This window comes from Ruegeria sp. E8 (assembly GCF_056533985.1).
Window position 1 is genome coordinate 72,811 of sequence record NZ_JBQFOY010000008.1, and the last position, 26,328, is coordinate 99,138.

General features: G+C 58.4%; 27 protein-coding genes. 15 read left to right on the forward strand and 12 right to left on the reverse strand.

Annotated elements, in window-relative coordinates; translation table 11 throughout:
- Window positions 1-71: 71 nt before the first annotated feature.
- Complete coding sequence (leuB, locus tag ACR0LF_RS12455) at window positions 72-1,175, reverse strand: 3-isopropylmalate dehydrogenase (RefSeq protein WP_480577718.1); 1,104 nt, start codon at window positions 1,173-1,175, stop codon at window positions 72-74.
- Window positions 1,176-1,266: 91 nt separating this feature from the next.
- On the opposite strand from leuB, the gene ACR0LF_RS12460 reads away from it, so the two are divergent.
- On the forward strand, window positions 1,267-1,794 hold the full coding sequence (locus tag ACR0LF_RS12460; RefSeq protein WP_480577721.1) for a redoxin domain-containing protein: 528 nt from the start codon (window positions 1,267-1,269) through the stop codon (window positions 1,792-1,794).
- 3 nt (window positions 1,795-1,797) lie between these two features.
- Here ACR0LF_RS12460 and ACR0LF_RS12465 read toward each other — a convergent pair whose 3' ends face one another.
- Window positions 1,798-2,691, reverse strand: a complete 894-nt coding sequence (locus tag ACR0LF_RS12465) for a LysR family transcriptional regulator (protein ID WP_480577723.1) — start codon at window positions 2,689-2,691, stop codon at window positions 1,798-1,800.
- A gap of 84 nt (window positions 2,692-2,775) precedes the next feature.
- On the opposite strand from ACR0LF_RS12465, the gene ACR0LF_RS12470 reads away from it, so the two are divergent.
- Window positions 2,776-3,684: a Rossmann-fold NAD(P)-binding domain-containing protein gene (locus tag ACR0LF_RS12470; protein ID WP_480577726.1), complete on the forward strand. Its 909-nt coding sequence runs from the start codon at window positions 2,776-2,778 to the stop codon at window positions 3,682-3,684.
- Here the strand turns inward: ACR0LF_RS12470 and ACR0LF_RS12475 are convergent.
- The 6 genes from ACR0LF_RS12475 to ACR0LF_RS12500 all read right to left on the reverse strand — a co-directional run bounded on the left by ACR0LF_RS12475 (window position 3,676) and on the right by ACR0LF_RS12500 (window position 8,661).
- Window positions 3,676-4,704, reverse strand: coding sequence for an endonuclease/exonuclease/phosphatase family protein (locus tag ACR0LF_RS12475; protein ID WP_480577729.1), 1,029 nt, complete (start codon window positions 4,702-4,704; stop codon window positions 3,676-3,678). The two genes, ACR0LF_RS12470 and ACR0LF_RS12475, sit on opposite strands and share 9 nt — an antisense overlap.
- Window positions 4,701-5,531, reverse strand: coding sequence for a hypothetical protein (locus ACR0LF_RS12480; protein ID WP_480577732.1), 831 nt, complete (start codon window positions 5,529-5,531; stop codon window positions 4,701-4,703). Before ACR0LF_RS12480 ends, ACR0LF_RS12475 begins: the two co-directional genes overlap by 4 nt.
- A gap of 335 nt (window positions 5,532-5,866) precedes the next feature.
- Window positions 5,867-6,472, reverse strand: coding sequence for a 3-isopropylmalate dehydratase small subunit (leuD, locus tag ACR0LF_RS12485; protein WP_480577735.1), 606 nt, complete (start codon window positions 6,470-6,472; stop codon window positions 5,867-5,869).
- Between the two features lie 42 nt (window positions 6,473-6,514).
- Window positions 6,515-7,069, reverse strand: a complete 555-nt coding sequence (locus ACR0LF_RS12490) for an HdeD family acid-resistance protein (RefSeq protein WP_480577738.1) — start codon at window positions 7,067-7,069, stop codon at window positions 6,515-6,517.
- 37 nt (window positions 7,070-7,106) lie between these two features.
- A complete protein-coding gene (leuC, locus tag ACR0LF_RS12495; RefSeq protein ID WP_480577741.1) occupies window positions 7,107-8,510 on the reverse strand; it encodes a 3-isopropylmalate dehydratase large subunit in 1,404 nt (467 codons plus the stop codon).
- Window positions 8,511-8,553: 43 nt separating this feature from the next.
- The gene (locus ACR0LF_RS12500) at window positions 8,554-8,661 is read right to left on the reverse strand and encodes an isopropylmalate isomerase (RefSeq protein WP_480577744.1); all 108 of its coding nucleotides are present in this window, start codon (window positions 8,659-8,661) and stop codon (window positions 8,554-8,556) included.
- 90 nt (window positions 8,662-8,751) lie between these two features.
- Between ACR0LF_RS12500 and ACR0LF_RS12505 the strand changes: the two genes are divergently transcribed.
- From ACR0LF_RS12505 to ACR0LF_RS12520, 4 genes are all read left to right on the forward strand, one after another.
- Complete coding sequence (locus ACR0LF_RS12505; protein ID WP_480577747.1) at window positions 8,752-10,101, forward strand: mechanosensitive ion channel family protein; 1,350 nt, start codon at window positions 8,752-8,754, stop codon at window positions 10,099-10,101.
- 164 nt (window positions 10,102-10,265) lie between these two features.
- The gene (gene rsfS / locus ACR0LF_RS12510; protein WP_058276550.1) at window positions 10,266-10,625 is read left to right on the forward strand and encodes a ribosome silencing factor; all 360 of its coding nucleotides are present in this window, start codon (window positions 10,266-10,268) and stop codon (window positions 10,623-10,625) included.
- A 44-nt stretch (window positions 10,626-10,669) separates the two neighbouring features.
- Window positions 10,670-11,140 carry a 23S rRNA (pseudouridine(1915)-N(3))-methyltransferase RlmH gene (rlmH, locus tag ACR0LF_RS12515; RefSeq protein WP_480471155.1) on the forward strand — a complete coding sequence of 157 codons (471 nt, stop codon included), beginning with the start codon at window positions 10,670-10,672 and terminating at the stop codon, window positions 11,138-11,140.
- 1 nt (window position 11,141) lies between these two features.
- A complete protein-coding gene (locus tag ACR0LF_RS12520; RefSeq protein WP_480577750.1) occupies window positions 11,142-11,627 on the forward strand; it encodes a flavodoxin family protein in 486 nt (161 codons plus the stop codon).
- Window positions 11,628-11,630: 3 nt separating this feature from the next.
- On the opposite strand, the gene ACR0LF_RS12525 is transcribed toward ACR0LF_RS12520, so the two are convergent.
- Window positions 11,631-11,978: a hypothetical protein gene (locus ACR0LF_RS12525; RefSeq protein ID WP_480577753.1), complete on the reverse strand. Its 348-nt coding sequence runs from the start codon at window positions 11,976-11,978 to the stop codon at window positions 11,631-11,633.
- Between the two features lie 114 nt (window positions 11,979-12,092).
- On the opposite strand from ACR0LF_RS12525, the gene ACR0LF_RS12530 reads away from it, so the two are divergent.
- From ACR0LF_RS12530 to ACR0LF_RS12555, 6 genes are all read left to right on the forward strand, one after another.
- On the forward strand, window positions 12,093-13,532 hold the full coding sequence (locus tag ACR0LF_RS12530; protein WP_480577757.1) for an FAD-linked oxidase C-terminal domain-containing protein: 1,440 nt from the start codon (window positions 12,093-12,095) through the stop codon (window positions 13,530-13,532).
- A gap of 49 nt (window positions 13,533-13,581) precedes the next feature.
- On the forward strand, window positions 13,582-14,682 hold the full coding sequence (locus tag ACR0LF_RS12535; RefSeq protein WP_480577760.1) for an FAD-binding protein: 1,101 nt from the start codon (window positions 13,582-13,584) through the stop codon (window positions 14,680-14,682).
- A 4-nt stretch (window positions 14,683-14,686) separates the two neighbouring features.
- Complete coding sequence (glcF, locus tag ACR0LF_RS12540) at window positions 14,687-16,000, forward strand: glycolate oxidase subunit GlcF (protein ID WP_480577763.1); 1,314 nt, start codon at window positions 14,687-14,689, stop codon at window positions 15,998-16,000.
- A 119-nt stretch (window positions 16,001-16,119) separates the two neighbouring features.
- On the forward strand, window positions 16,120-16,911 hold the full coding sequence (locus ACR0LF_RS12545) for a trypsin-like serine peptidase (RefSeq protein WP_480577766.1): 792 nt from the start codon (window positions 16,120-16,122) through the stop codon (window positions 16,909-16,911).
- Window positions 16,908-17,723: a trypsin-like serine peptidase gene (locus ACR0LF_RS12550; RefSeq protein ID WP_480577769.1), complete on the forward strand. Its 816-nt coding sequence runs from the start codon at window positions 16,908-16,910 to the stop codon at window positions 17,721-17,723. Before ACR0LF_RS12545 ends, ACR0LF_RS12550 begins: the two co-directional genes overlap by 4 nt.
- A gap of 123 nt (window positions 17,724-17,846) precedes the next feature.
- Window positions 17,847-18,314 (forward strand): Hsp20 family protein, encoded by a 468-nt coding sequence (locus ACR0LF_RS12555; RefSeq protein ID WP_480577772.1) that lies wholly within the window; start codon window positions 17,847-17,849, stop codon window positions 18,312-18,314.
- A gap of 130 nt (window positions 18,315-18,444) precedes the next feature.
- Here ACR0LF_RS12555 and ACR0LF_RS12560 read toward each other — a convergent pair whose 3' ends face one another.
- The 3 genes from ACR0LF_RS12560 to ACR0LF_RS12570 form a co-directional block, all read right to left on the reverse strand.
- Complete coding sequence (locus tag ACR0LF_RS12560) at window positions 18,445-19,620, reverse strand: S41 family peptidase (protein WP_480577775.1); 1,176 nt, start codon at window positions 19,618-19,620, stop codon at window positions 18,445-18,447.
- A 116-nt stretch (window positions 19,621-19,736) separates the two neighbouring features.
- The gene (locus ACR0LF_RS12565; protein WP_480577778.1) at window positions 19,737-21,920 is read right to left on the reverse strand and encodes an esterase-like activity of phytase family protein; all 2,184 of its coding nucleotides are present in this window, start codon (window positions 21,918-21,920) and stop codon (window positions 19,737-19,739) included.
- A gap of 129 nt (window positions 21,921-22,049) precedes the next feature.
- Window positions 22,050-23,525 (reverse strand): NAD-dependent succinate-semialdehyde dehydrogenase, encoded by a 1,476-nt coding sequence (locus tag ACR0LF_RS12570; RefSeq protein ID WP_480577781.1) that lies wholly within the window; start codon window positions 23,523-23,525, stop codon window positions 22,050-22,052.
- 283 nt (window positions 23,526-23,808) lie between these two features.
- On the opposite strand from ACR0LF_RS12570, the gene ACR0LF_RS12575 reads away from it, so the two are divergent.
- Genes ACR0LF_RS12575 through ACR0LF_RS12585 form a run of 3 tightly spaced genes read left to right on the forward strand, consistent with a single transcriptional unit; the run spans window position 23,809 to window position 26,284 of the window.
- A complete protein-coding gene (locus ACR0LF_RS12575; RefSeq protein WP_480577784.1) occupies window positions 23,809-24,888 on the forward strand; it encodes a hypothetical protein in 1,080 nt (359 codons plus the stop codon).
- Window positions 24,889-24,897: 9 nt separating this feature from the next.
- Window positions 24,898-25,173 carry a hypothetical protein gene (locus ACR0LF_RS12580; RefSeq protein ID WP_480577787.1) on the forward strand — a complete coding sequence of 92 codons (276 nt, stop codon included), beginning with the start codon at window positions 24,898-24,900 and terminating at the stop codon, window positions 25,171-25,173.
- Entirely contained in the window at window positions 25,166-26,284 is a 1,119-nt protein-coding gene (locus ACR0LF_RS12585; protein WP_480577789.1) for a hypothetical protein, read from the forward strand. The genes ACR0LF_RS12580 and ACR0LF_RS12585 overlap by 8 nt, the downstream gene beginning before the upstream one ends.
- The last annotated feature ends 44 nt before the right edge of the window (window positions 26,285-26,328 follow it).

Consider the following 26,328-nt stretch of genomic DNA (forward strand, 5'->3'; position numbering starts at 1 on the left):
TTTCGTGAAGGCTTAAAAGAAAAAAGGCGGTGCGCTGGGCACCGCCTTTTGTCATTCGTCTCTTGCGTGTTTCAGACGCTGGCGTCCAGCGCGGCCAGGATCGCGTCACCCATTTCGGTGGTCGAGACCGGCGTGACGCCTTCATCCGCCAGCAGGTCACCGGTGCGGACGCCATCAGCCAGAACTTTCTCGATCGCTGCTTCCAGACGATCTGCTTCTTCGCCCTGATCAAAGCTGTAACGCAGAGCCATCGCAAAGCTGAGGATACAGGCAATTGGGTTGGCTTTGCCCTGACCCGCGATATCGGGTGCTGACCCGTGTACCGGTTCGTACATCGCCTTGGGGCGGCCATTGGCCATCGGAGCGCCCAGCGACGCCGAGGGCAGCATACCCAGTGAACCCGTCAGCATCGCAGCACAGTCGGACAGGATGTCACCAAACAGGTTGTCGGTCAGGATCACGTCGAATTGCTTGGGCGCACGCACCAGCTGCATGGCGCCATTGTCGGCATACATATGGCTCAGCTCGACTTCGGGGTAATCGGCGGCAACGCGATTTACGACTTCACGCCACAGGATGCCCGATTCCATGACGTTGGCTTTTTCCATCGAGCACAGCTTTTTGTTCCGGCGCATCGCCAGTTCAAAGGCCGAGCGCGCGGCGCGTTCAATCTCGGATTCAGTGTAGCGCTGGGTGTTGATACCGACGCGCTCATTGCCTTCCTCGAAGATGCCACGTGGCTCGCCGAAATAGACGCCCGAGGTCAGCTCGCGCACGATCATGATGTCGAGGCCGGCCACGATGTCTTTTTTCAGCGACGAGAAATCGGCCAGCGCGTCAAAGCACTGCGCCGGGCGCAGGTTCGAATACAGGTCCATTTCCTTGCGCAGGCGCAGCAGGCCGCGCTCGGGCTTGAGGCTGAAATCCAGATCGTCGTATTTCGGGCCGCCAACCGCACCCAAAAGAACCGCATCCACCTCTTGCGCCTTGGCCATCGTCTCATCTGACAGGGGCTTGCCGTGGGCGTCATAGGCCGCGCCGCCGACCAGATCCTCGCTCACGTCAAATTGAAGACCGCGATTGGTGCCGAACCAATCGATGATTCTGCGCACTTCGGCCATAACTTCCGGGCCAATTCCGTCTCCGGGCAGGATGAGGAGCGAGGGGTTGGGCATCGACAGTCTCCTTGCGTTTTGTCGCACAGGCCCTAGCGTCTGCGTCGCATCGGGTCAATGAGACGAACCCGCCAAATCACGAGGAAAACACATGCTGACACCTGGAAATCCGGTTCCTGCGCTGAAAATCGAAACCGTCGCGCATGGCAGCTTCGATCTGGAGGCTGACAAAGGTGAAAACGGAACGCTGGTGATTCAATATCGCGGCTTGCACTGCCCGATCTGTATCAAGCAGATGACCGAGGTCGAGGCGGCGCTGGACGACTTCGCGGCGCTGGGTGTCGAGGTCATCATGATCACCACAGACACCGCCGAGCGCGCGGCTGAAACTGCCGAGAAAGCCGGAGTGTCGCGTCTGCGCGTGGGTCACAGTCTACCGCTGTCCGAGGCGCGGGAGGACTGGGGGCTGAACATCTCGTCCAAGCGCGACGGCAGTGCCGAACCGGACCTGTTCGCTGAGCCCGGGCATTTCTATGTCGCACCTGACCGGACGCTGTATTACGCGTGGCAGCAGACCACGCCTTTTGGGCGACCGTCCATGTCGGATATCGCAGGTGGATTGAAGTTCACTCTGGGCAACAATTACCCTGCGCGCGGAACCTATACCGGCCCGCTCTGACCCTCAAAGAATGGCTTTTAGCCCTTCGGCCAACAAATCCCAGACCCTGCGGATGCGCGGGGTCTGACGCATCGCCTGCGGCGCGGCCAGCCACACCGGCAAGACCGGAATTTCAACATCCAGTGGCAGAATTTCAACGTCGGGATCGGCTTCGGCCACCTGAATCTGACTGAAGCCAATGCCGCAGCCTGCCCGGATCAGTTCCCAATAGGCGCTTTGCAGATCGCAGCGGGTGGCAAAGCTGTCGCGGCTCGCGGGCCATCCCTTTTCCCGCATGGCTTTGATAATCTCCTGGTTTGCGTCAAACCCCACGAGGTCATGCGCAAACACCTCTTCGGGTGTTTTGGGCCGTCCCATTCGATCCAGATAGGAGGTGGCGGCACAGAAACACAGCGGCACATCCCCAAGGTAGCGGGAAATGAGATCCATCTGTGCCGGGCGATACATACGCACGGCAATATCCGCCTCGCGATAGAGTAGATTTTCGGTGGTATCGGTGGCGACAAGTTCAAGCTGAATGGCGGGTTCCTGCCTGCGGATATCCGCCAGAATCGGGGGCAGCAGGTGATGCGAGGCAAAGACGGATGCAGTGATGCGCACCGAGCCTTCCAGTTTCTGCGACTGTCCAGCGGCGGCAAGGCTGAACGCGGTCATTGCGCTGTGCATCTGCTGCGCCATCGGCAAGAGCTGCGCGCCCGCTTCGCTGAGCTTCAGACCGCGCGCGTGCCGGTCGAACAGGGACACGCCCAGCTCGTCTTCAAGGCTTTGCACCTGCCGTCCCAATGTGGGTTGGCTGCGATCCAGATGGCGGGCGGCGGCTGATAATGAACCGGTTTCGGCTACGGCCAGAAAGCTTTGGATCAGGGACCAATCCGCATGTGTAAGTGCTTTATCCATTCAGATATGAATACACGCTCTGCGATTTACGGCAATTCAATGCGTGAACTGAATGGGTAGATTGAGCGCAGACAGGAGGCAGCCATGACGCAGACAGCACTTGTACTGGGCGCATCGGGGCGCTTTGGGCGCAACGCAGCGCTGGCCTTTCGAAACGCGGGTTGGAGCGTGACCGAATTTGATCGCACCTCCGATACACTTGCGCAGGCCGCGCGTGGAGCGGATGTCATCGTAAACGGATGGAACCCGCTTTACCCTGACTGGGCGCAGCAGGTGCCCAAGCTGACCCGACAGGTAATAGATGTTGCATCAGACACGGGTGCGACCGTGCTTGTACCGGGCAATGTCTACGTGTTCGGTGAGAATACGCCGGGCCCGTGGTCTGGCGGGACACCGCATCAGGCCACCAATCCGCTTGGTCGCATCCGGGTCGAGATGGAAGAGGCATACCGCGCCTCGACCGTGCGCACCATCATCTTACGAGCAGGGGATTTCATTGACACCAGAGCATCGGGCAACTGGTTCGATCAGGTCATGATCAAACGCCTGTCGCGCAATCAGTTAGTTTACCCCGGCGACCCGGAGGCGCGGCACGCCTGGGCCTATCTGCCGGATCTGGCCCGTGCCGCCGTCGCGCTGGCTGAGATACGAAACGATCTGCCCCGCTTCTGTGACGTTCCTTTCGAAGGGTACACGTTGACCGGGACGCAGATTGCGCGGTCCCTTTCGCGAGTAACCGGTCGGTCAGTTTCGGTCCGGCGCATGAAATGGTGGCCTTTGCACGTGGCGCGACCATTCTGGCGCCTGGCGCCTCATCTGCTGGAAATGCGATACCTGTGGCAGGTGAAACATCAACTGGACGGCAGCTATATGAGCGAGTTGTTGGGTCCGGTCCCTCAGACGGATTTGGATATTGCGTTGTGTTCGGCAATTCCGTCCCAATCTGTTGCCGCTGCGGCTCCTGCAGAACCAACGAGCGAAGTTCTAGGGTAGAGTTACATCAACCCAGACCAACCGGTGCCTGCTGGCGCGTCGGGCGCTGTCGTAAAGCGTGCCGCTGGCCTCGGGCCACACGATACCGGTATCGGAGATGTTCAGATCGCTGGACGGCAACACATAGTCGACGCGCATCTCGCCCGTGGCTTTCCAATCGACCGTTGTGGATGAACCTGACGGGGTCTCGGGCACCGGATCCTGCACATTGGGGTTGCTTAGAAGGGAATGAATGGCCTGCTTGTGGCCTTCCCCGCGTGTCGGGTCGAGATTGGCATCTCCGGCTATCACGAAAGGCCCTTCGGGAGCCGGTCCCAGGCCTCCTTTCAACAACTCGGACCAAAAGCGGATCTCATCCCTGTTGCGCAGGCCGTTGCGATCCTCCGGCCCGTCGAAAACCGGTGGAGCAGCGTGAAAGGTCATCAAATTGAGACGCCCCAGCGGGGTTTCTATTGGAATCACCCAATGCGCGGTCGAGGATAGACGTTGAACACTTTGTGCAGCGTCCGAGGGGAAGGGCTGACCTTCGACGCTTGGTAATCTGGCCCCTGGAAGGTCCTGCCAAAGCAGCGCGGAATAGTCCTGAACCTCCGGAGCGATGATCTGGTATCGGGACAGAACAGCCAGCCCACCTTGACCGGTGAACTGACCCCAACCCTGTGCGTCGCCGGGGCCATGTGTTCGACCGTCCCCATCCAGATCCAGAGGCGTTTCCAGTCCTCTGTTCGGCTGCGCAGAATAGTGATAGCCGTAGTCCAAACCCGCAGTTCGCAGTTTTTCAGTCAAAGCGTCAACGGTTGCCCCGCCGAAATCCCAGTCGATGCCTTGAAGAGCGACGATATCGGGGCGAGCCGCTGCTATGACGTCGATGACGGCCAGAACCTGAGGATCGTCCCGCTGGATGTCACGCAGTAAAAGGCCCGGGCCTTTTCGGCTGAGTTCGGTGTTGTAGGTGGCGATACGCACGGTTTCTGCCTGTGCCGCAAAGGGCAGCAGAAGCAGAACAAGCAGGCGGATCATGCGGTCTGCGTCGACTCGCTTGTTGAATAGGCGCGGCGTTTTTCCACGATCAGACCCGCAATGCGCAGGGTCGCCACGCCGCGCATGATCATGCTGGCGGGCAGAAAGGCCCAGGCGCTCATGGTCCAGATCAGGGTCTGCGGGTTGCTGAGCGAGATCGGAGCGACCACGCTGCTCATCAGCTTGATAACTGCCGGAATGAGGAAAGGCAGCAGAATGCCGATGCAGATGTTCAGGCGGCCATCCCGTTGCAAGCGAGTGACAACGTCGCCACCCTTGGTGGGATCAAAAAGCGGCAGATTGGTCCATACGTTGAACGCACCGTTGCCCGTTGGCCAGCCTTTCACTTTGACCGCATAAGCGAAGCTGGCAATGGTTACCAAAGCGGCGACATAGGCGACGCTGGCCGTAATCCGAACCAGTTCGATCAGTGACTGGCCGGCATCCGCTGGCAGCATCAACACGATCAGCCGAACCGGCGAATAAGGGAAATCCAACACATTTGCGACGGCCAGACCGACCGCATACGAGAACGTGGTCATTTCGGTCGGCTCATAGGCGTTTTTGCAAATCAGTGTCAGGAAGGTGACCATCGACATAAGGCCGACAAACCGCAGGCGGTTCACCGGCGGCGCATCGCGGAATTCGATAAAGCTGGGAAAGGCAGAGTTATACTCGGCGAACGTCAGGATAAACGCGAGTATCGCGAGAAAGACCAGTATCTCGGTCCCATTCGTCGATGTTACAGGCAGGTACAACGCGGGGGTCAGCACCATCAGTGCCACAAGTATTCCGCGTATCGCCGCCCCTGTTGTGCGCGCAATCACTTTCCGAACCCTTTTTTCCAAACCGGATCGGCCGATCTTTGCCGACCTAAATTCCAACTTGTGCCCGTCGTCTCGAATTATTTGACGGTTGCCTCGTTAACGCCAATTTGGACGATAAGCGGCATTTCGCTCAAGATGGGGTGCAGAAAACACGTGATTTCGGGCAAAATGATGGCGCAACTGGTGCGGGATTGCATCATTTTGGACGCAAATCCGACGTGTATATCAAATTGAGACCTACATGTTGTGGTTACGTAAAAATCAACCCCAAGAATGCGAGTGGGGCCGCCTTGGCGACCCCGTTAGGTTGAGTATCCACAGATTCGTTCCCAGAATCACACCCAGGGGCGGGCCTGGCTTGCGTGATCTTCGAATTTGTCGATGTGATGATCTTTTTCCATCGTCAGGCCGATATCGTCCAGACCGTTCAGCAGGCAGTGTTTGCGGTGCGGGTCGATGTCGAACGCGATCACGACACCGTCCGAGGTGGTGATCTGCTGATCTTCCAGATGCACGGTCATGCGGGCGTTCTCGCCCCTATGCGCGTCTTCCATCAGGATCGCGTGGTGCTCTTCTTCGACAACGATCGGCAGGATGCCGTTCTTGAAGCAGTTGTTGAAGAAGATGTCGGCAAAACTGGTCGAGATCACGACCCTGATGCCGAAATCCTTGATTGCCCATGGCGCATGCTCGCGCGACGAGCCGCAGCCAAAGTTATCACCGGCCACCAGAATCTCAGCCTCACGGTAGGCCGGTTTGTTCAGGACGAACTCTTCGTTCTCCTGCCCGTCATCGTGATAGCGCATCTCGTCAAACAGAACGACGCCCAGGCCGGACCGTTTGATGGTTTTCAGGTGCACTTTCGGGATGATCATATCGGTATCGATATTGATCAGCGGCATTGGGGCGGCCACCCCGTGGACTTTGTCGAACTTTTCCATCTCTACACTCCTGCGGGGTAGGGCCGCGCCCATGCCTCGCGTTTAAGCTTCTTTCGCTTCTGTTGTTTCGTCCGTGGGTGCGTTCTTGACGAAGAACGCCATGAAGACCAATCCGAACCCGTTAAACAGCATCTCGATGCCCAGCAGGATCCCCAGAAGCTTCAACAGAACTGCCGGTTCCGCTGCCGCATAAGACCAGATGATACCTGCCAGCACGATCGACAAGATGCCCGAGATCAGTGTGGGCCAGAAAAACTGCGTTCCTTTCATTTGGAACGACAGGATGATCCGCGCGATGCCGCCTGCCATGAACAGGATCAGACAGACAGTCGCCAGCGTCAGCGTGCCTTGCAAAGGGTGATCCAGAAAGGACCAGCCCAGAAACAGCATGACCGCACCCATGATGAGTGACAGGATTTTGTTACCGGTGCCTTCAACGGTGAAGCCGCCCACAACCTGCAGCGCACCGCAGATCAGTAGCAACGCGCCGGTCACCACTGTCACGGCAATCGACGCCACAACGGGCGCACCCAGCACAAAGATGCCGAACGCTATGGACAGCAGTCCAAGCAAAAGCCATTTGATCCAGTCACTCATGTCTTCAATCCCTCAAATATCTAGATATGAGGGCACCTTACATCAATTCACGAACGTCTGTCAGCCGTCCTGTGATTGCCGCTGCGGCAGCCATTGCGGGGCTCAGCAGGTGGGTGCGTCCACCGCGGCCCTGACGGCCTTCGAAGTTGCGGTTCGAGGTCGCGGCACAGCGCTCGCCCGGTTGCAATTGGTCAGGATTCATCGCCAGACACATCGAGCATCCTGCTAGACGCCATTCAAAACCGGCGTCCTTGAAAATCTCGGCCAGACCTTCTTCTTCAGCCTGAGCACGGACCAGACCCGATCCGGGCACGACCATCGCGCGCATCCCGTCCTTGATCTTTTTGCCCTTCAGAATCTCGGCGGCAGCGCGCAGGTCTTCGATACGACCATTGGTGCAGGATCCGATGAAAACGGTGTCGATTTCCACGTCGCTCAGCTTCTGACCAGCTTCCAGACCCATGTACTCGATGGACCGGCGGGCCGCGTCGACCTTGCCACCTTCGAAATCTTCCGGGTTCGGAACGGTTGCAGTGATCGGCAGCACATCCTCGGGGCTGGTGCCCCAAGTGACGACCGGCGCGATATCTTCGCCACGCAGAGTGACGACCTTGTCGAAATGCGCGCCTTCGTCGGTGAACAGAGTTTTCCACCAATCCATCGCCGCTTCCCACTGTGCACCTTTCGGCGCATGCGGGCGGCCTTTGACATACTCAAAGGTGGTTTCGTCCGGCGCGATCAGACCCGCGCGTGCGCCGCCTTCGATGGCCATGTTGCAGACCGTCATGCGGCCTTCCATCGACAGGTCGCGGATCGCTTCACCGCAATATTCGATGACATAGCCGGTGCCGCCGGCGGTGCCGGTCTCGCCGATTACGGCCAGAGTGATATCCTTGGCGGTCACGCCCGGCTGCAATTTGCCGGTGATCTCGACCTTCATGTTCTTGGACTTCTTCTGGATCAGGGTCTGCGTGGCCAGAACGTGCTCAACCTCAGATGTACCGATACCGTGGGCCAGAGCACCAAACGCACCGTGGGTGGCGGTGTGGCTGTCGCCGCAAACAACGGTCATGCCGGGCAGGGTCCAGCCTTGTTCCGGGCCGACGATGTGGACGATGCCCTGACGGACGTCATGCACCGGGTAGTAGTGAATGCCAAAATCCTTGGCGTTTTTGTCCAGAGCTTCGACCTGAATACGCGATTCGGGGTTCTCGATCCCGTTCACACGGTCCGGCGTGGTCGGCACGTTGTGATCAGGCACAGCGATGGTCTTTTCCGGTGCGCGCACTTTGCGGCCCGCCATGCGCAGGCCCTCGAACGCCTGCGGGCTGGTGACTTCGTGCACCAGATGGCGGTCGATATAAAGCAGGCAGGTGCCATCATCGGCTTCGTGCGCGACATGGGCATCCCAGATCTTGTCATAGAGTGTTTTGGGGGACATCGGTCCTCTCCCGTGTGTAATGAGAAATAGCTGGCGAGTTGGCTCAGGCGACGGGTAGGCGCGCCAGAACCGTGCGGGCAGCCCCAAAGAACCGTTCACGCAAACGCGCGCGGTCTTCCAGATTCTGAAGTTGGGCTACTGTGAGTCTCATGCCGTCCAGATATAACGGGGTTTGCCGTCAATCAAGGTTCAATCCCGCGCCGGGCTTGCATCGCCGGGCAACGCTGTCCAAGCTGGGCCCATGAACCAAGAACTGATCCCTGGCTCGCTGTCGGACCTCTATGACAACATGGTCGCGGGCTTTTCCGTGCAATTCGAAAACCTTGTCGAGCTGGTGGTCACGCCGGGTTGGCGCCAGCACCAACTTGTCATCATCTTGGTGCTTTGGGGGCTGGCATTTGCGTTGAAACTGGTCACCCAAGGCCGGTGGGAAACCTGGGCCCGCGCCCGCACCGGTTGGCCCAAATGGCGGCTGCGCATACTGATCCAACTGATGCAGCGCCTGACACTGGTCTATTTCGTGCTGATGTCGTGGGCGTTGTACCTGATCATGCAGCAGGTCACCTGGCCGTCGCGCAGCTATATCATTGGTGTGATCGCAACTCTGGCGCTTGCGTGGTTGGCGATTGCGCTGGTGGCGCGGCTGGTGCGGAATCGCACCCTGAGGCGGATCTTCAAATGGGCAATGTGGGTCTATGCAACGCTTATTGCGCTGAATCTGACCGATGACGTGGCCGAGTTCCTGGACGGGGTGGCGATTTCCATCGGGGATCTGCACATCTCGGCGCTGGGCATTCTCAAGGCGGTTCTGCTGATCGGTGTCCTGCTGACGCTGGCGCGCGTGGGCACGCGCGCGGCGGAACGCGGGTTGATGAGCAATGACGACATCACCCCGTCGATGCAGGTGCTGCTGGCCAAGGGTATTCAGGTGCTGCTGTATGGTGCGGTCTTTATGGTGGCTATCCGCACGCTTGGGTTTGATCTGACCGGCATCGCGCTGCTATCGGGCGCAATTGGCGTCGGGATCGGGTTTGGCCTGCAAAAGGTGGTGTCGAACCTGATCTCGGGGATCATCATCCTGATGGACCGGTCGATCAAGCCGGGCGACGTGATCTCGCTGGGTGATACGTTCGGCTGGATCAACGCGCTGGGCGCGCGCTATGTCTCGGTCGTCACCCGGGACGGGCGGGAATATCTGATCCCGAACGAGGATCTGATCACCAATCAGGTTGTGAACTGGTCGCATTCGGACAAGTTCGTGCGATTGGATTTGGATTTTGGCACCAGTTACCAAGACGATCCGCACAAGGTGCGCGCAACGGCGATTCGGGCGGTAAAGGCTGTCACCCGGGTTCTCAGCGGCGGCTCGCACGAGCCGGTCTGCCACATCACCGGGTTCGGCGACAGCAGCGTGGATTATGTGCTGCGCTTCTGGATCAGCGACCCGACCAAGGGGCTGACCAATATCCGCGGCAATGTCTATCTGGCGCTGTGGGACGCCTTTCAGGAAGAGGGTATTTCCCTTCCCTTCCCGCAGCGCGAAGTGCGCCTGCTGTCCGACGCAGCCCCGCAACAGGTCGCCAAAGAGTGAGCGCCTGTGTGACTTGCACAGCGGGCTTTCATTGAAATGTTGCAATCCCCTTGTTACCTTAATAATACCCCGGCGCCGGGGTTTTGCGGCGCGCAGCAAAGGAGGACTATGTCCTGTCTCTACATACCCAGGCGGGTTTGCCCGCCGATGATCGGGCCAAAGTAATGGCCCACTCTCAGTCAATCAGCGACAAGCTGCTTGAACGTATCCTTTCCTCACTTTCCGATGACAAGGCCGAAGATGTCGTGCAGATCAACCTGCAAGGTAAGTCTTCTGTTGCGGATCATATGGTGATTGCCTCGGGTCGGTCGACCCGTCAGGTCTCGGCCATGGCGGAAAAGCTGACGGATCGCATCAAGCAGGAATTCGGTTTCACCTCGAAGGTCGAAGGCAAGGATGCCGGCGACTGGGTGCTGATCGATACGGGCGACGTGATCGTCCATATCTTCCGCCCCGAAGTGCGTGAATTCTATCAGCTGGAAAAGATGTGGCTGCCTCAGGGCGGCAGCGCCTCGGCGAACTGAGGCGCCATCCCGGCCTGTATTGAAGGGCCGGAGGCGAGAGAGATATGCGTATCAGCATAGTTGCGGTCGGGCGATTGCGCGCCGGACCGGAGAAATCCCTGCTTGACGACTACCTGACCCGATTTGACCGGACCGGCCGCGCGCTGGGCCTTGGTCCCGCACGTGTGATCGAGGTCGAGGACAAGAAAAACGCAGGCATGGGGGCCGAGGCCGCGTTGCTGCGCAAGGCACTGCCCAAAGGCGCGGTGATCTGTACGCTGGATGAGCGCGGGCGGGTGATGTCCTCACCGGATTTCGCCCAGAAACTGGGCGGTTGGCGCGATGCCGGGCGGCAGGATCTGGCGTTGATCATTGGTGGGGCGGACGGAATAGACCCTAATCTGCGGGCCGAGGCCGATTTTTCCATTTCCTTCGGATCGATGGTCTGGCCCCATATGCTGGTCCGTGTGATGCTGGCCGAACAACTCTACCGGGCCGCGACCATCCTGTCGGGCGGTCCTTATCACCGGGTCTGACATGGCGCAGCTTCTGATCGTTTACCATTCGCGCACCGGCGGCGCCCGGCAGATGGCCGAAGCAGCCGCCGAAGCCGGGCGCGAAGAGGCCGAGGTTGTCCTGAAGCCCGCCGATCAGGCCGGACCTGACGATTTGCTGAACGCGGATGGCTATATCTTCTGCGCCCCCGAGAATCTTGCGGCGATTTCGGGTCTGATGAAGGAGTTTTTCGACCGCTGCTACTATCCGGTGCTGGGCCGGATCGAAGGCCGCCCCTATGCGCAAATGGTTTGCGCGGGGTCCGACGGCGAAAACGCTGCCCGACAAACCGCCCGGATCGCCACCGGCTGGCGCTTGCGGGAAGTGCAGCCGCCTCTGATCATCTGCACTCATGCCCAGTCGCCCAAAGCAATTATGGCAGAAAAGACCATTCCGCCGGACCAACTGGATCAATGCCGTGACATCGGCGCGGCCCTGGCCGCAGGGCTGAGCCTTGGAGTGTTCTGACCGTCAGTTCAGGTCAATCACCGTGGTGCTTTCGCTCCAGCCATCCACATTGTCGCGCGCCTGAATCTGAACCTGCGCCACGTCGCCGGGGATCACGACACCGCCGAGTGAGCGGGTAAAGGGCTGCTCGTTCTCATGCGGGTGATGCAGAACCCGCATCCCCAGCTCGGTGCCGTTCATATCCAGGACACGCCAGCCATCCGCATAGTGATCCCATCCGGTATCGGGATGTCGTATCGTCACGTCGAATCGCCATGTGTCGCCGCTCTGGCTGGCTGTTACGTTTTCTATCGTGGGCGGGTCGGCGAAGGCCGGGCTTGCCATAAAGAGGCTGAGAATCACATATCGCATAGGGTCAAGGTAAGGTCTGGCCCGCAGCATGGCCATCACGAGTCTGTGTCTTGCGATGGGAACTTGTCAGCAGGAGAAATTGGTAATATTATTTTACCAAATGGAGGATCAGCCATGGACATGCCGACGCCAAATCCCGATATTCTGCGCCGAAAGGCAAGTGTTCTTCGCCGTCTTCTGCAAGTTCTGCCAGAGGACGCGGTCATCCATGATCCATCCGAAACACGTGTTTACGAATGCGATGCGCTGACCGCTTATAAATGCCCTCCGATGCTGGCGGTGCTGCCGTCCACCACGCAGGAGGTCTCGGACGTATTGCGCATCTGCCATGAGGAAGGGGTGCCGGTTGTGCCACGTGGCGCGGGCACCTCACTGGCGGGCGGGGCGCTGCCGACAGCGGATTGCGTCATTCTGGGCGTTGCACGGATGAATGACGTTCTGGAGGTCGACTACGACAACCGCTTTATCAAGGTGCAAACAGGCCGCACCAATCTGAGCGTCACAGGCGCGGTCGAGGAAGAGGATTTCTTCTATGCCCCCGATCCGTCGTCGCAATTGGCCTGTGCCATTGCCGGCAATATCGCGATGAATTCCGGTGGTGCGCATTGTCTGAAATATGGTGTGACTACAAACAACCTGATGGGCGTGACAATGGTCATGATGGACGGCAGCATTGTCGAGATCGGTGGCGAGCATCTGGATGCGCCGGGTCTGGACCTGTTGGGCGTCATTTGCGGATCGGAAGGGCAACTGGGCGTGGTGACAGAGGCCACGCTGCGCATTCTGCGTAAACCGGAAGGCGCGCGGCCGGTTCTGATGGGGTTCGATGACAATGAAGTTGCAGGTCAATGTGTCTCTGACATTATCAAATCAGGCATTCTGCCGGTGGCGATCGAGTTCATGGATACTCTGTGCATCAAGGCTTGTGAGAATTTCGCCAAGGCCGGATATCCCGATTGCCATGCGCTGCTGATTGTCGAGGTTGAGGGCTCGGAAGCTGAGATAGATTTTCAACTGTCGAAGATTATCGAGATTGCCAAGCGTCATAACCCGGTCGAGCTGCACGAAAGCCAGTCGGACGAGGAAAGCGCCAAAATCTGGCTGGGCCGGAAGTCCGCGTTCGGGGCCATGGGGCAATTGAACGACTACATGTGCCTGGACGGCACTATTCCGGTGTCAGCCTTGCCGACGGTTCTTCGTCGGATCGGGGAACTGAGTGAGGAATTCGGTTTGCCCGTCGGCAACGTGTTCCACGCAGGTGACGGCAATATGCATCCGTTGATCCTGTTTGACGCCAACAAACCCGGTGATCTGGAAAAATGCGAAGCTTTTGGGGCCGAGATTCTGAAGCTGTGCGTGGATGAGGGGGGCTGCCTGACCGGCGAGCACGGGGTGGGCATCGAAAAGCGGGATCTGATGGCGCATCAATATGCGCCTGCGGACCTTGAGGCGCAGATGGCGATTAAAGATGTATTCGACCCCAAGTGGCTGCTGAACCCCGCGAAAGTTTTCCCACTGGAAGTGTCTCAGACGCGGCGCATTGCGGCGGAATAAGGGGGCTCTGCCCCCTTGCCCCCGGAGTATTTTGGAAAAGATGAAGCATATGAGACCTGAAACGGAAGCCGAATTGGCGGAACTGGTGGCTGGGCTGAGCGGCCCGGTGCGGATTGCCGGGGGCGGCACGCGCGGTGTGACCGGGCCGGAGGCTGAACTGAACGTATCCGGACTGAACGGTATCACGATTTATGAACCCGGTGCCCTGACACTTGTGGCAAAGGCGGGTACGCCGCTGGCCGCGATTGAGGCGGTGCTGGAGGCTGAAGGGCAACAACTGGCCTTTGAGCCAATGGATCATCGGGGTTTGCTGGGCACCCGGGGTGAGCCGACGATTGGTGGTGTTGTGGCGGCCAATATCTCGGGTCCACGCAGGATTCAGGCCGGGGCGTGCCGGGATTTTCTTTTAGGAGTGCGCTTTGTCGACGGGCGCGGGCAGGTGATCAAGAATGGTGGTCGGGTGATGAAAAACGTCACCGGCTACGATCTGGTCAAACTGATGGGTGGATCGTGGGGCACTTTGGGCGTTCTGACCGAAGTGTCGCTAAAGGTGCTGCCCAAGCCCGACCGGAACGCAACCCTTTCTATTGCTGTGCAAGACATCAGCGCCGCCGTGCGGGTTCTTTCGGCAGCACTGAAATTTCCGTATGAAGTGTCAGGCGCGGCATATGACCCAAATCTTCAAAAAGCCATGATTAGGGTCGAAGGTTTTGCGGATTCTGTTGCATATCGGTTAAGCAGATTGACTGCCGAGTTGGAAGATTTTGGAGAAATCGCCGAAGAAACGGAGTCCGATGCGCTTTGGGCTGGAATTCGCGATGTTCAACCGTTTCAGGGGAAGGATGGGGACATCTGGCGGGTTTCGGTAAAACCCGGTGATGCGGCGGAGATTTCGGCGCGCGCCGAAGCGGATCAAATGCTGTTTGATTGGGGCGGCGGGCTTGTCTGGCTGCGCGTCCCGAATGGCACGGACCTGCGCGCGCGGCTTGGCTCATATTCCGGTCATGCGACTTTGGTGCGCGCGAGTAATGAATCGGTCTGGCAATTGGGGCGATTTCAGCCGGAGAATCTGGCAATTTCGACCCTAACAAAAGGGTTACGGGCGAAATTTGATCCCCGTGGCGTGTTCAACCCGGGCGTGATGGGGTAGGTCTATGCAGACGACATTCACTGAAAAGCAGTTGCAGGACCCGGCAATCCAGCGCTCGAACGAGATTCTGCGCAGTTGTGTGCATTGTGGATTTTGTACGGCCACCTGCCCCACGTATCAGGTGCTTGGGGATGAGCTCGACAGTCCACGCGGGCGTATCTACCTGATCAAGGACATGTTGGAAAATGAGCGTGTGCCGGACGAAAAGACGGTCAAACATATTGATCGGTGCCTGTCTTGTCTGTCCTGCATGACCACCTGCCCATCGGGTGTGCATTACATGCATCTGGTCGATCACGCGCGCGAATACATCGAAGCGAATTACAAACGCCCGTTGTCGGATCGCATGTTGCGCTGGGTTCTGGCGCAGATCCTGCCCTATCCGATGCGGTTCCGTTGGGCCCTGATCGGCGCGAAACTGGGCCGTCCTTTCCGGTTCCTGATGCCTGATGCCCGGTTGCGAGCAATGCTGGACATGGCGCCCAAACTCATCCCACCAGTCAGCCGCAACGATGATCCGCAGAGCTTTGCGCCAAAGGGAGACCGGAAAAAGCGCGTGGCTTTGATGACGGGCTGTGCGCAAAAAGCGCTGAATACCGATATCAATGATGCCACGATCCGGTTGCTGACCCGGTTGGGATGTGAGGTTGTGGTGGCTGAGGGGGCCGGGTGTTGCGGGGCTTTGACCCATCACATGGGTAAAGTGAAGAACAGCCATGAAGCTGCAGAGACCAATGTTAGAGCCTGGATTCGCGAGATGGATGGTGATGGATTGGATGCCATTGTCATCAATACCTCTGGCTGCGGCACAACGGTCAAGGATTACGGACATATGTTCCGCAACGACCCACTCGCCAGTGATGCGGAACGCGTCTCGGGCCTTGCGATGGATATCAGTGAACTGGTCATGCAACTGAAATTGCCCGAGGGGCGCGATAAGGACCTTACGGTTGCCTATCATGCGGCCTGCTCGTTGCAACATGGGCAGAAGATTAAAAGCTATCCCAAAGACTTGTTGAAACGCGCGGGATTCAAGGTGATTGAGCCCACCGACAGCCACCTGTGTTGTGGAAGCGCCGGAACGTATAACCTGATGCAGCCGGACATCTCGGGACAATTAAAACAGCGCAAAGTCAGAACGTTGGAGGCGAAGAAGCCCGATATCATCGCGGCAGGCAATATCGGGTGCATGATGCAGATCGGTTCCGGTACGAGCCTGCCGATTGTTCATACCGTCGAGTTGCTGGACTGGGCGACAGGTGGGCCAATGCCACCGGCCTTGCAGCGGACAGGAGACCCAGTACCCGTCGTGCGGTGAAACGGGCTGATGCTGACTCGCATCAATTCCTCAGGAAATTCCCTTAGTCGCTGACCGCCCTATTTTCGCCCAACGCGGCACGTAGGACAAGTGCGTCGGAGTGAATCCCGGAGAACCGCGTGCGCAACTGGATCAAGGTGATTGTGCTCTGTGTCTTGCCGATGGCGGCCACAGCGCAGGACACCAGGCTGGAAAGCCTGGAGACTTCAGATTCCGGGCGCGAATGGATGGCTGTCGGGCGGCTGGACATTGCTGGCAAAGGGTTTTGCACCGGCACTCTGGTGGCTCCGACCCTTGTCCTGACGGCAGCGCATTGCCTGTTCGACAAAGTGTCCGGACAAAGGATCAACCCGTCCGATATCGAGTTTCTGGCCGGATGGCGATTGGGGCGGGCTTTGGCCTACAGGACGGCCCGACAAGCCGTTGTCCATCCAGACTATCAATACAATGTAGATTCCTCGACGGACCGCGTAAGCGCAGATGTCGCTCTGATCGAGCTGTGGCAGCCGATCCGGAACACCGCCGTCATTCCCTTCGAGTCGGGGGACCAGCCCCGCCGGGGCGCTGAGGTCGGCGTCGTGTCCTATGCACATGACAGGTCCGAGGCCCCGTCGCTGCAACAGGTCTGTTCGGTTATGAACAAACAGGCAGGCGTCATGGTCATGTCCTGCGACGTCGATTTCGGATCCTCCGGTGCCCCGGTTTTTTCCTTTGAAGGTGCGCGCCCTCAGATCGTTTCAGTCGTTGCGGCCAAGGCCAGTATGGACGGTCAAAGCGTTGCGATTGGCACCGCGGTCGAGCATTCGCTGCAATTGCTGCGCGACGAGCTTTCTGCAGGGCGTGGATTTGGGCTGTCAACCTCCGGGTCGGGATCAAACAAGAACATCGGCGCAAGGTTCATTCGGCCATGAAAAAAGTCTTCTGGAGCGTGGTTTTGGGCCTGAGTGTTTTGGCGACCGCGTCCTATGCGCAAGCCAACAAACGCAAGCTGACAGACCGGAATGACCTGTATGGTTGGGAGGCGATCGGGCGACTGGATGTCGGCGATGGATCCTATTGTACTGGCACGCTGATCGCTCAGGATATGGTTCTGACCGCCGCGCATTGCGCCGTGGATCGCCGCACCGGGCAAACATATGCGCCTCAGGACATCACCTTTCGCGCGGGTCTTAGCAATGGTAACGCTCTGGCCGATCGTCAGATCACGCAAATTGCGGTTCACCCCAGCTATGGCTCCAAGAATCCACTTTCGCCTGAAGGTGTCCAGATGGATGTGGCCCTGATGCGGCTGAACGATCCTATTCCATATTCAATCGCGGACCCTTTTGCGCTGCACAGCGGTCGCGTTCAGGGCAACGAAATCAGCATCGCTTCATATGGGCGAGGGCGATCCGAGGCGATCACACGAGAGCGGTCATGCCGTATCATCGACCGCAGGCAGGGCCTAATCACCTTTGATTGCGACATTACTTTCGGGTCATCCGGGTCCGCCATTCTGGCCAAAAACGGTTCGCGCTGGCAGATCCTGTCGGTGGTTTCTGCCGTAGGCACGAACGGCCGCAGAAAGGTGGGGTTCGGCATGGAGCTTGACGGAATTGTCGCCGAGCTCAAGGCGATTATGCGGCGCGATGCACCGCAGCCAAAGGCGTCGATCCGCCGGTTGCAGGTTGGATCGGGCAAGTCCGGATCGGGCGCGAAATTCATCAGCTCTGGCGGGGGTTGAACTCGGTTAAATCGCTACCCATGTGATGTGTATCGGATCGCCACAACGGGGTCTGGTAACTGTAATCGCCCGTCCAGTCGGAGGGCACATATCGTAAATCGCTCAAGGATGAGGATACGACACATGCGTACTTTTGATTTTGCACCGCTGCACCGCGCCACAATTGGTTTTGACCAGATCGCCGACATGATGGATCGCGTTCTGACCAGCGACGTGGCTCAACCCAGCTATCCCCCGTACAACATCGAAAAAACCGATGCCGACACCTACCGCATTTCGGTCGCTGTTGCCGGTTTTTCGGAAAATGACCTGTCTGTCGAAGTGAAGGAAAACTCACTGGTTGTGGCTGGTAAGAAAGCCGCTGAAGACAAGGACCGCAGCTATCTGCACCGTGGCATCGCCACCCGCGCGTTCGAGCGTCGTTTTGCGCTGGCCGACCACGTTCGTGTCACCGGTGCCAGCCACGAAAACGGAATGCTGAACATCGACCTCAAGCGCGAAGTGCCCGAGGCCCTAAAACCGCGCCGGATCGAGATCACTTCGGCCAAAGCTATCGAGAAGGACGTAGTTGACGCCAAGGCCGTCAATTAACACGCCTTAACGTTCTGCGGCGGTCGCCTCCTCCCTGACTGCCGCAACACCCGCCCCGCGTTCCTCCAGACGCGGGGCGATGTTTTTGCAGCATCAGGATGTTCGCTAAGTGGACTTACCGGCCGTTGGTCTAATCGCTCATGCTGTTGAGAACTCGCTGATAGAACGCGCCTTGTGCATCCTCATCTGCAGGTCTTACGACCCATTCCAAATCCAAATTCAGTGCTCCTGCGGGTACGATTTGCCGAGTGATCTCGGGCGGTGTGGTTTCGTCAGACGTTCCATTTTTCCAGTCGTGAAAGGCTGATGAGTATCGAACGACCGCTCCGCTCGTAGGTAAATCGAGCACTCCACCCTCGGCAAAGAACATCAACCCGTCGCCCATTTCTTCCCCGATGAGTTTGAGCCTATTTCCCAAACGATGTTTAAGGATGGCTACAAACACGATCGCTGCGGAAAACGTGAATTTGTCGACAAGCACAACTACCTGCTTGTTTGCGTTTTGCGAGATCGCGTCGATCAAAGGCATCGTCAGAAGAAAGTCGCCGCCGGTGTTTCCGCGAACGTCAATTAAGAGCGTTTTGTTTGGGCAGGCGCCCACGCGGTCCGCTGCATCTGAGATGGCTTTGGACAGAGCACTTTCGCTCGGATCAAAGAAACTTGGCAACTGAATTGAAAGCCCAAGCTCTTGCCAGTCTTTTATCTCTGCAAAGGTTTCGGGTTCCCAGTTCGGGTCGGCTCTGCCGTGCTCGTTTCTCGGGTAGAGCGTCGATGCAGGAACTGTATGTTCATTTGCCACTTTCAGATTGGTTATCTGCCCATTTTCGTCCTGCACACGATATTCTGTCGTACCGCCGTTTGACGAAAACCCCAAACGTGACAAAGCGTACGGCCATGCCAGAAGAATCGGCCCAATGACCCGTTTTCTTTGACGCGTGCCCGCCAGAAATTTCTCCGCAGCGGCTTCAATTCGGCTCAAAGCTGCACCGTTGACTGCTATCAACTCTCCTCGGGGTGCAGTTACCCCCGGTGCCGCCGCAATGAGGTGCACTGAACGCCCCACGCTCACGAACCTCAGCGGTAGCACCGAGATCGCATTATTCGGGATCAGCCGTGTGTGCCCATTTTCGGGAAGTGCCAATAGGCGCATCGCGGACAACAGAAAGGCTTCAACAGAGCCCTCCAAGGCGTATCGCCGGCTGTCACTAATGCAGCTGTCTATCGCGGGCTTTTCGACCCGCCGAAAGCTGGGATCGGTTGGCAGGGCAATTTCTAGAATTTGCTTCAGGTCTTCCGTCAGCGACATGGCTCACAGTGGGCATAGCCGCTCGTCAATGTCCAGATTGGGTTCTAAAGCCGACGTCAAAACCAAAGCGACCCCGCACAACTTCGTGCGGGGTCCCTCAAGGTTTTGCAAGTTGGTCAATTCCCGGCCGTCACCGACCCGATGGACCAGAACATCGTCTCGCCCGAGGCATCGTCGACACCGTCATTGTCGGTCATCACGAACGCTTCGCCCGAAGGTAGAATGGCCAGACCTTCAATCTTGTCCAGAACGTAGCCGCCGGTCGAGGTTAGGTCGGGCAGCAGGTCGCGGACCTCTTGCTTGCTGACCACGGGCAGTTCCCCACCCAACGGGGCCGGGGTCATCTCGGACAAAGGGATGCGGTAGATCTTTTTGGTCACTGCGCGGTGGTCATGCTGGTTGTCACGCTCGATGACATAGACATGGTCACCATAGGCCACGATTTCCGACAGGCCAACCCAGCCTTTTTCCGGGTCCGCCTTGAGGTAGTGCACGGCACCCCATTCCTTGGTGTCCAGATTGTAGGCGACCAGTTTCACATGGTTCTTGGGGTCGTCTTTCCATTCGCGCTGAACGGCCATCCACAGGGTGTCGCCAACCTTGGTGATGCCTTCGAAACCAAAGCGCTTTTCGACGGCCATCAGTTCAGGCGGCAGGCCGATCTCGCCCTTGCGGTCCTTGATCAGCCCATCCGCTGAGACGTGGTAGATCGCGTGCGGGATGACGCGGTCGGTGCGGCCTTCTGAGGCGACGTAGAAACCACCCTTGCCGTCCAGCGTGATACCTTCCAGATCCAGCTTTTGCGCCGGGTTCCCGTCCTGACGGTGGATACGGATCACGTCCACGATGCGGGCGGGCTGCTGGCTGGGGTCGATCTTGAAGATCGAGGGCTGGAAACCGTAGAAGCTATCATTGACCGCGTAGATCATGCCGTCCTCATCTGCGACCAGACCGGACAGAGCGCCCCATCCGATCAACTCATCCGCGCCTTCCGAGGTGAGGTGCGGGTAAGCAGCCGGGGCGTCCTGATATTCGAAGATGCTGACATGCGCGCGCGGGCCGCCATCTTCGATCAGGTCTTTTTCGTTAGCGGATACCAGCAGGTTGCGCTCGGGGATGGCGACGTAACCTTCGGGGCCAACGCCCGAGGGCAGCAGTTGCTTTAACACCGGGTTCGCCGGATCAGTAGCGTCATAGACACCCACGACCGAGGCGCGCTCGGCCCCCACAAAGATCATCGGCGTACCGCCAAAGGTCGCTGCGGTCACGCTTTCCGGCTCGACCCCTTTGCTGTCCGAGCGTTTGTCGGGGTAGTGGCCGATCTGGATGATGGCCTTTTCGAACTCGGTGCCGTTCTCGTACACGACGGTGCCGTCCTTGTGGAAGATCGTCCAACCGCGCGAGCCGCCCTCATAGTCGCCTTCATTGGCGGTCGCGAAATGGTTGTCATCGATCCATTTCACCGCGTCCGGTTCACGCAGTCGGCCCGGTTGGCTTTCGGTGAAGATCAGCGCGCCGCGTTCGTCGGTGGCGTCTATGCCTTCCAGATCGACACTACCGGCCGAGAAATGGCTGACCACGTTGCCGACTTTGTCGACGACCGCGATGTGGTTGTTTTCCTGCAAGGTAACGACTGTCTCACCCAGAGTGTTGATGTCCACGAATTCCGGCTCGGGGTCAGTCGGCGCAACTTCGGCTAGGCCGGTCAGCGAAGCCATCTTCATGCCTGCGCAATCCAGTGTACCATCTTTCAACGGAACCAGCGCCAGCGATCCGGCGGGCAGTTGCGGGATGATGCCGTCGTTCAGGTCTTCGTCGCGCTCGTTCTCGATCGCCACGGCGACAAAGCTGCCGTCGGGGGCGATGGCGACGCTGTCGGGTTGGCCACCCAGATCACAGGTGCCGGTTTCCGCCTTACCCGCGATATCGACCGAAATCAGCTTGCCCGATGGGGCGGTGTAGCTTTCCGAGGTGTTCACGCCGACAAAGGCCGTCGCTCCGACGATGCCTACGGATGTCGGCTCGCCACCGACGTCCATCGCGCCCAGAGGGGCCGGGTTCAAAGGGTCGGTGATATCGACCATGCCGATCACGCCCAGTGGGCTGTCGGTGTAAACAAGCGTCATGCCATCCGCGGTCGCCGCGATGATCTCGGGCGAGGTTTCGCGGCTGGTATCGGCCCCATCGGCCATACTCTTGACGACGGGGAAGGACGCAATTCGGTTGAAATTCATCTCTGCCACGGCCTGCCCGGCGGTCAGGGCAAGGGCAGATGTCAGGCAAACACAGCGCAATGACATCGGTTGGTATCCTCTCTTGCTTGGCTGCAAGGGGGATGAACGCGGGTCATTGCAGGGATGTGACGGTTTGTTTGCAGTTTTGTGACAAACTGGGTGGCCCCGGCGCACTTGCGCCAGGGCCTTATCGGATCAGACCGACATGCAGACGTATTTCATCTCAAGATAGTCTTCCATGCCGTGATGGCTGCCTTCGCGGCCCAGACCGGATTGCTTGACGCCGCCAAACGGACCAAGCTCGGTCGAGATGATGCCGGTGTTCACGCCAACGATGCCGTATTCCAGCGCCTCGGCCACTTTGTAGACGCGGCTCAGGTCCTTGGCGTAGAAATAGGACGCGAGACCAAAGATCGTGTCATTGGCCATCGCGATCACGTCATCTTCGTCTTCGAATTTGAACAGCGGGGCCAGCGGGCCAAAGGTTTCTTCCTGCGCCACTTTCATGTTCTGCGTCACGCCGGTGACGATTGTTGGTTCAAAGAAGGTTCCGCCCAGATCATGCGGCAAGCCGCCGGTAAGAACCGAGGCGCCCTGCGCGGTCGCGTCGGCAATGTGGTCCTGCACTTTTTCAACCGCTTCGGTGCTGATCAGCGGCCCTGTGGTGGTGCCCTCGGACAAGCCGTCACCGATTTTCAGCGCTTCCACCGCCGTTTTCAGCTTGGCGGCGAATGCGTCATAGACACCGGCCTGCACATAGATGCGGTTGGCGCAGACGCAGGTCTGGCCATTGTTGCGGAACTTGCACAGCATCGCGCCTTCGACAGCGGCGTCCAGATCGGCGTCGTCGAACACGATGAACGGCGCATTACCGCCCAACTCCATCGAGCATTTCATGACCTGATCGGCGGCCTGACGCAGCAGGATGCGGCCCACTTCGGTCGAGCCGGTGAAGGTCAGCTTGCGCACGCCGGGGTTTTCGCAGAATTCCTTGCCGATCTCGCTGGCGCTGGAGGACGGCACGACGTTGAACACACCCGCCGGGATGCCGGCCTGTTCGGCGAGAACGCCCAGCACCAGGGCCGACAGCGGCGTTTCCGTCGCTGGCCGGGCCACAAAGGCGCACCCGGCGGCCAGCGCGGGGGCGGCCTTGCGGGTGATCATCGCGTTGGGGAAGTTCCACGGCGTGATCGAGGCCGCCACGCCGATGGGCTGTTTCAGCACCATGATCCGCTTGTCGCGCTGGTGGCCGGGGATGGTTTCGCCGTACACGCGTTTGGCCTCTTCGCCGAAGAACTCGATGAAGGACGCGCCATAGCCGATCTCGCCAACGGCTTCGGCCAGCGGCTTGCCCTGTTCGGCGGTCAGGATCTTGCCCAGATCCTCGGCGTTTTCCATCATCAGGTCGTACCAGTGGCGCAGGATCGCGGCGCGTTCCTTGCCGGTCAACTTGGCCCATTCCTTCTGCGCCGCTTCTGCCTGCGCGATCGCACCGGCCACCTGCGCGCGGCTCAGGTCTGCGACCTCGGCGACCACATCGCCACGTGCAGGGTTCGTCACGGCGAAAGTGCCATTGTCTCCGTCTACCCACTGACCGCCAATATAGGCTTTGGTCGCCAGTAGATCAGGGTTTTTCAAGATCGATTTCAGATCGGTTGTTGCGTCCAGCATGATAAGCCTCCGGCGGGATGTGTATAGGGCGCACCCAATCAAGTGGGAACGCAAATGTCTATGGCCACTCTGGATGTGGAATCAATCCAGGTTTGATCAATAGAAACTTAATATGTTAAGTTAATGAAGTCATCTGATTTCGAACCCGATTGATCGACGATACCTGCTTTCTTTTTCTGGGTGAGTTTGCCACTCTTTGCCGGATTCACAGCCTATAGGGGATGTAAATGAACGTAACATTCCCTATCTTATTGGGTGCATAAAGAAAAAAGGGATAGCAAAGATGTCGAACCAACAATTTGAGGCCCTGATTGAAGAGACTCAGGCAAAAGTTCGTGAAAGCCAGTCGCAGATCGAAGGGCTGACCTCGCGGATTGAAGCCGCGCGGGCCAAGATTGGCACAGCCGAAGCGGATATCGACATCGAAAACGCCACGCTTGAGGATGTGCACGCCCATACCGAGGTGATGAATGCCAATATCGCCGAGCTGATCATGGGTCTGGACGATGTCACCAGCGCGTTTTCCAAGGATTTCGACGAGATGCGCTCGAAATCCGGGTGGGAAACGTTCGTTGGTATTTTCTCGAAGGGCAAATCCGAGTCGATGCGGCAGGAGCGTATGCGCACCGCCAATATCGACGACAAATTGCAGGACCTGATCGCCAAGTCGGATGTGATCGTGAAACTGCTGCAAGGGCAGCTGTCGGTACTGGAAGAACAGCGCGTGAAGGTCGAAGACAACCTGACGGTCACGCTGGACGACCGCGAGGCGACTGTTGCGGAACTCGAGGCGCTGCGGGCCGAGATTCAGGGCATGGACCCAACAATCATCACGCTTGAAAACAAAATCAGCGTCGAACAGGACGCCGCCGCGCGCACGCAACTGGAAACCGAACTGGCCGAACTGAACAAGCAATACAACGCCAAGGTTCAGGAAGAACAGGTCAAACTGGCCAAGTCGCAAACGCTCGAGCGCTATATTGAAAAGGGCAAGACCTGGGTCGACTCGTTACAGAACCAGGCGGCGACGCAAATGGTGCTGATCAACAAGCTGCAGACAGACACGCAACAACGCGTGGTACTGTATGACGCCCTGACCAAATCGCTGAAAACCGCGCAGCAGCAGGACGTGGCCCATCGCATCAACGAGATCGGCGTGCAGACCGACCAAGAGGCGCAGACGGCAATGGCCGCCATCGGCACCGCGACCAACCAGAAAATGGCTGACATGCTTGAGGCGCATGAGGACCACATGGTCTTTGCCCGCGACGTGCTGGAGAAAAAGGCCAAGGCAGACGAACGCTTTGCCCGCCGGTTCGCCTCGATTGTCGAGAAGCATGATAAGAATTTGTATGGGGGGTGAGGCGCTTCAGTGACGTTCCGTTCCAAAGGCAAGCCAAAAGGAATACGCGACAGGTTCAGGATAGGGATTCTCTTTGTTGTCTTTGGCGGGTTCCTAATTTTGCTTCTTCTGACAGCTAATTGGATGCCAGATCATTTGGTGATTAAACTTGTGCTGATAGCGGGTGTTCTTTTGGTGACATTCTGCCTCTGCGTTCTGTTCACCAACGGTCTCATCAAGCTTGAACAGCTTGATGAGAAGTTGTTCGGTCGCCGACAAAGAAAAGAGCGCGTGGATAATGACTAACCCCACCCAAGACCATGTCGGCCTGACCGACACCTTCGCCTCGCGCCGCTATTTCCGCAAATTTGAGGTAATCACCGTCCACCTCCTGCGCGTGGCCGCGACGATGGAGGCCGAGGGTGCGATCAGCAAACAAGAGGTGCGGATCGTGTCGCGCTACCTCTCGGGGCTGCTCTACACCTTTCGCGCGCTTTCCATGAAGTACCTACTGGTCGGGCGCGACACGGGGCGGTTCTTTGGCAGCCTCGCGATGGACAAGCGTGACAGCGGCTTTCCGGTGGCGGCCGAGTTGCTGACCATGGCCAATGACGCGCAGCAGGCGCAGGTGCATCTGGCGAATATGCCTTCGGAAGACGACCTGAAAACCGATATGGTTCGGACGATCATCGGTGATCAGGAGATCCCCACCAAGCTGCAATTCGCGCTGTCCCAAAGGCTCTATTATGAGGAATTGCTGAAAGGTCAGTTGTTCTGGGCGCGTAACGATCCGGAATGTCACTGGATCGGGAATGAGGGCGAGCGGCGCAAGTTCATGATCCATTGGGCGGTTTATGACAGCCAGATCAATCTGCCGGTCATCTATCTGATGCAGCTTGAGGACAGCGGCAAGACCGCTTTGCCGAAAGACCAACGCCGCTGGCCCGAAGTACAGGCGCATCTGATGGCGCAATCGCTGGGCGGGCTGAAACTGGTGACGATCGCCAAGGGCTTTGATCAGGATTTCGACGACCTGCATCCCAAACACCTGCGCCGCATCCACGTGGGGCCGATGTATTCCTCGGCCTATACCGAGCAGACCGGCCCGCTTCGGAAGGTGCTTGAGGACGCGCAGGCGCCCGAGGGTCAGGACTGGGCGCTGGCCTGGACCACGGAAGAGCTGGAGAGCGAAGATGTGGTCGTAGAACGCGCCGGATGGTTTTCGACTGTTGAGCGTGAGGTGTTCGCGCTGGACCCGTTCGGTGGACAAGGGGCTGAGACCGGGGCCACGCGCACGCAGCGGTCGATCATCCTGCCTCAGCGGCCGTTTCAGGTGCTGGCGGAACGCAACCCGCCGGGCTTTGCCGATGTTCGCAAGTTTGTCGTCAGTAAGTCTGGGCAGGTGTTGCGCTATTAGATTTTTTGCCTCCGGCGGAGGTATTTTTGAACAGAAGAAGAATG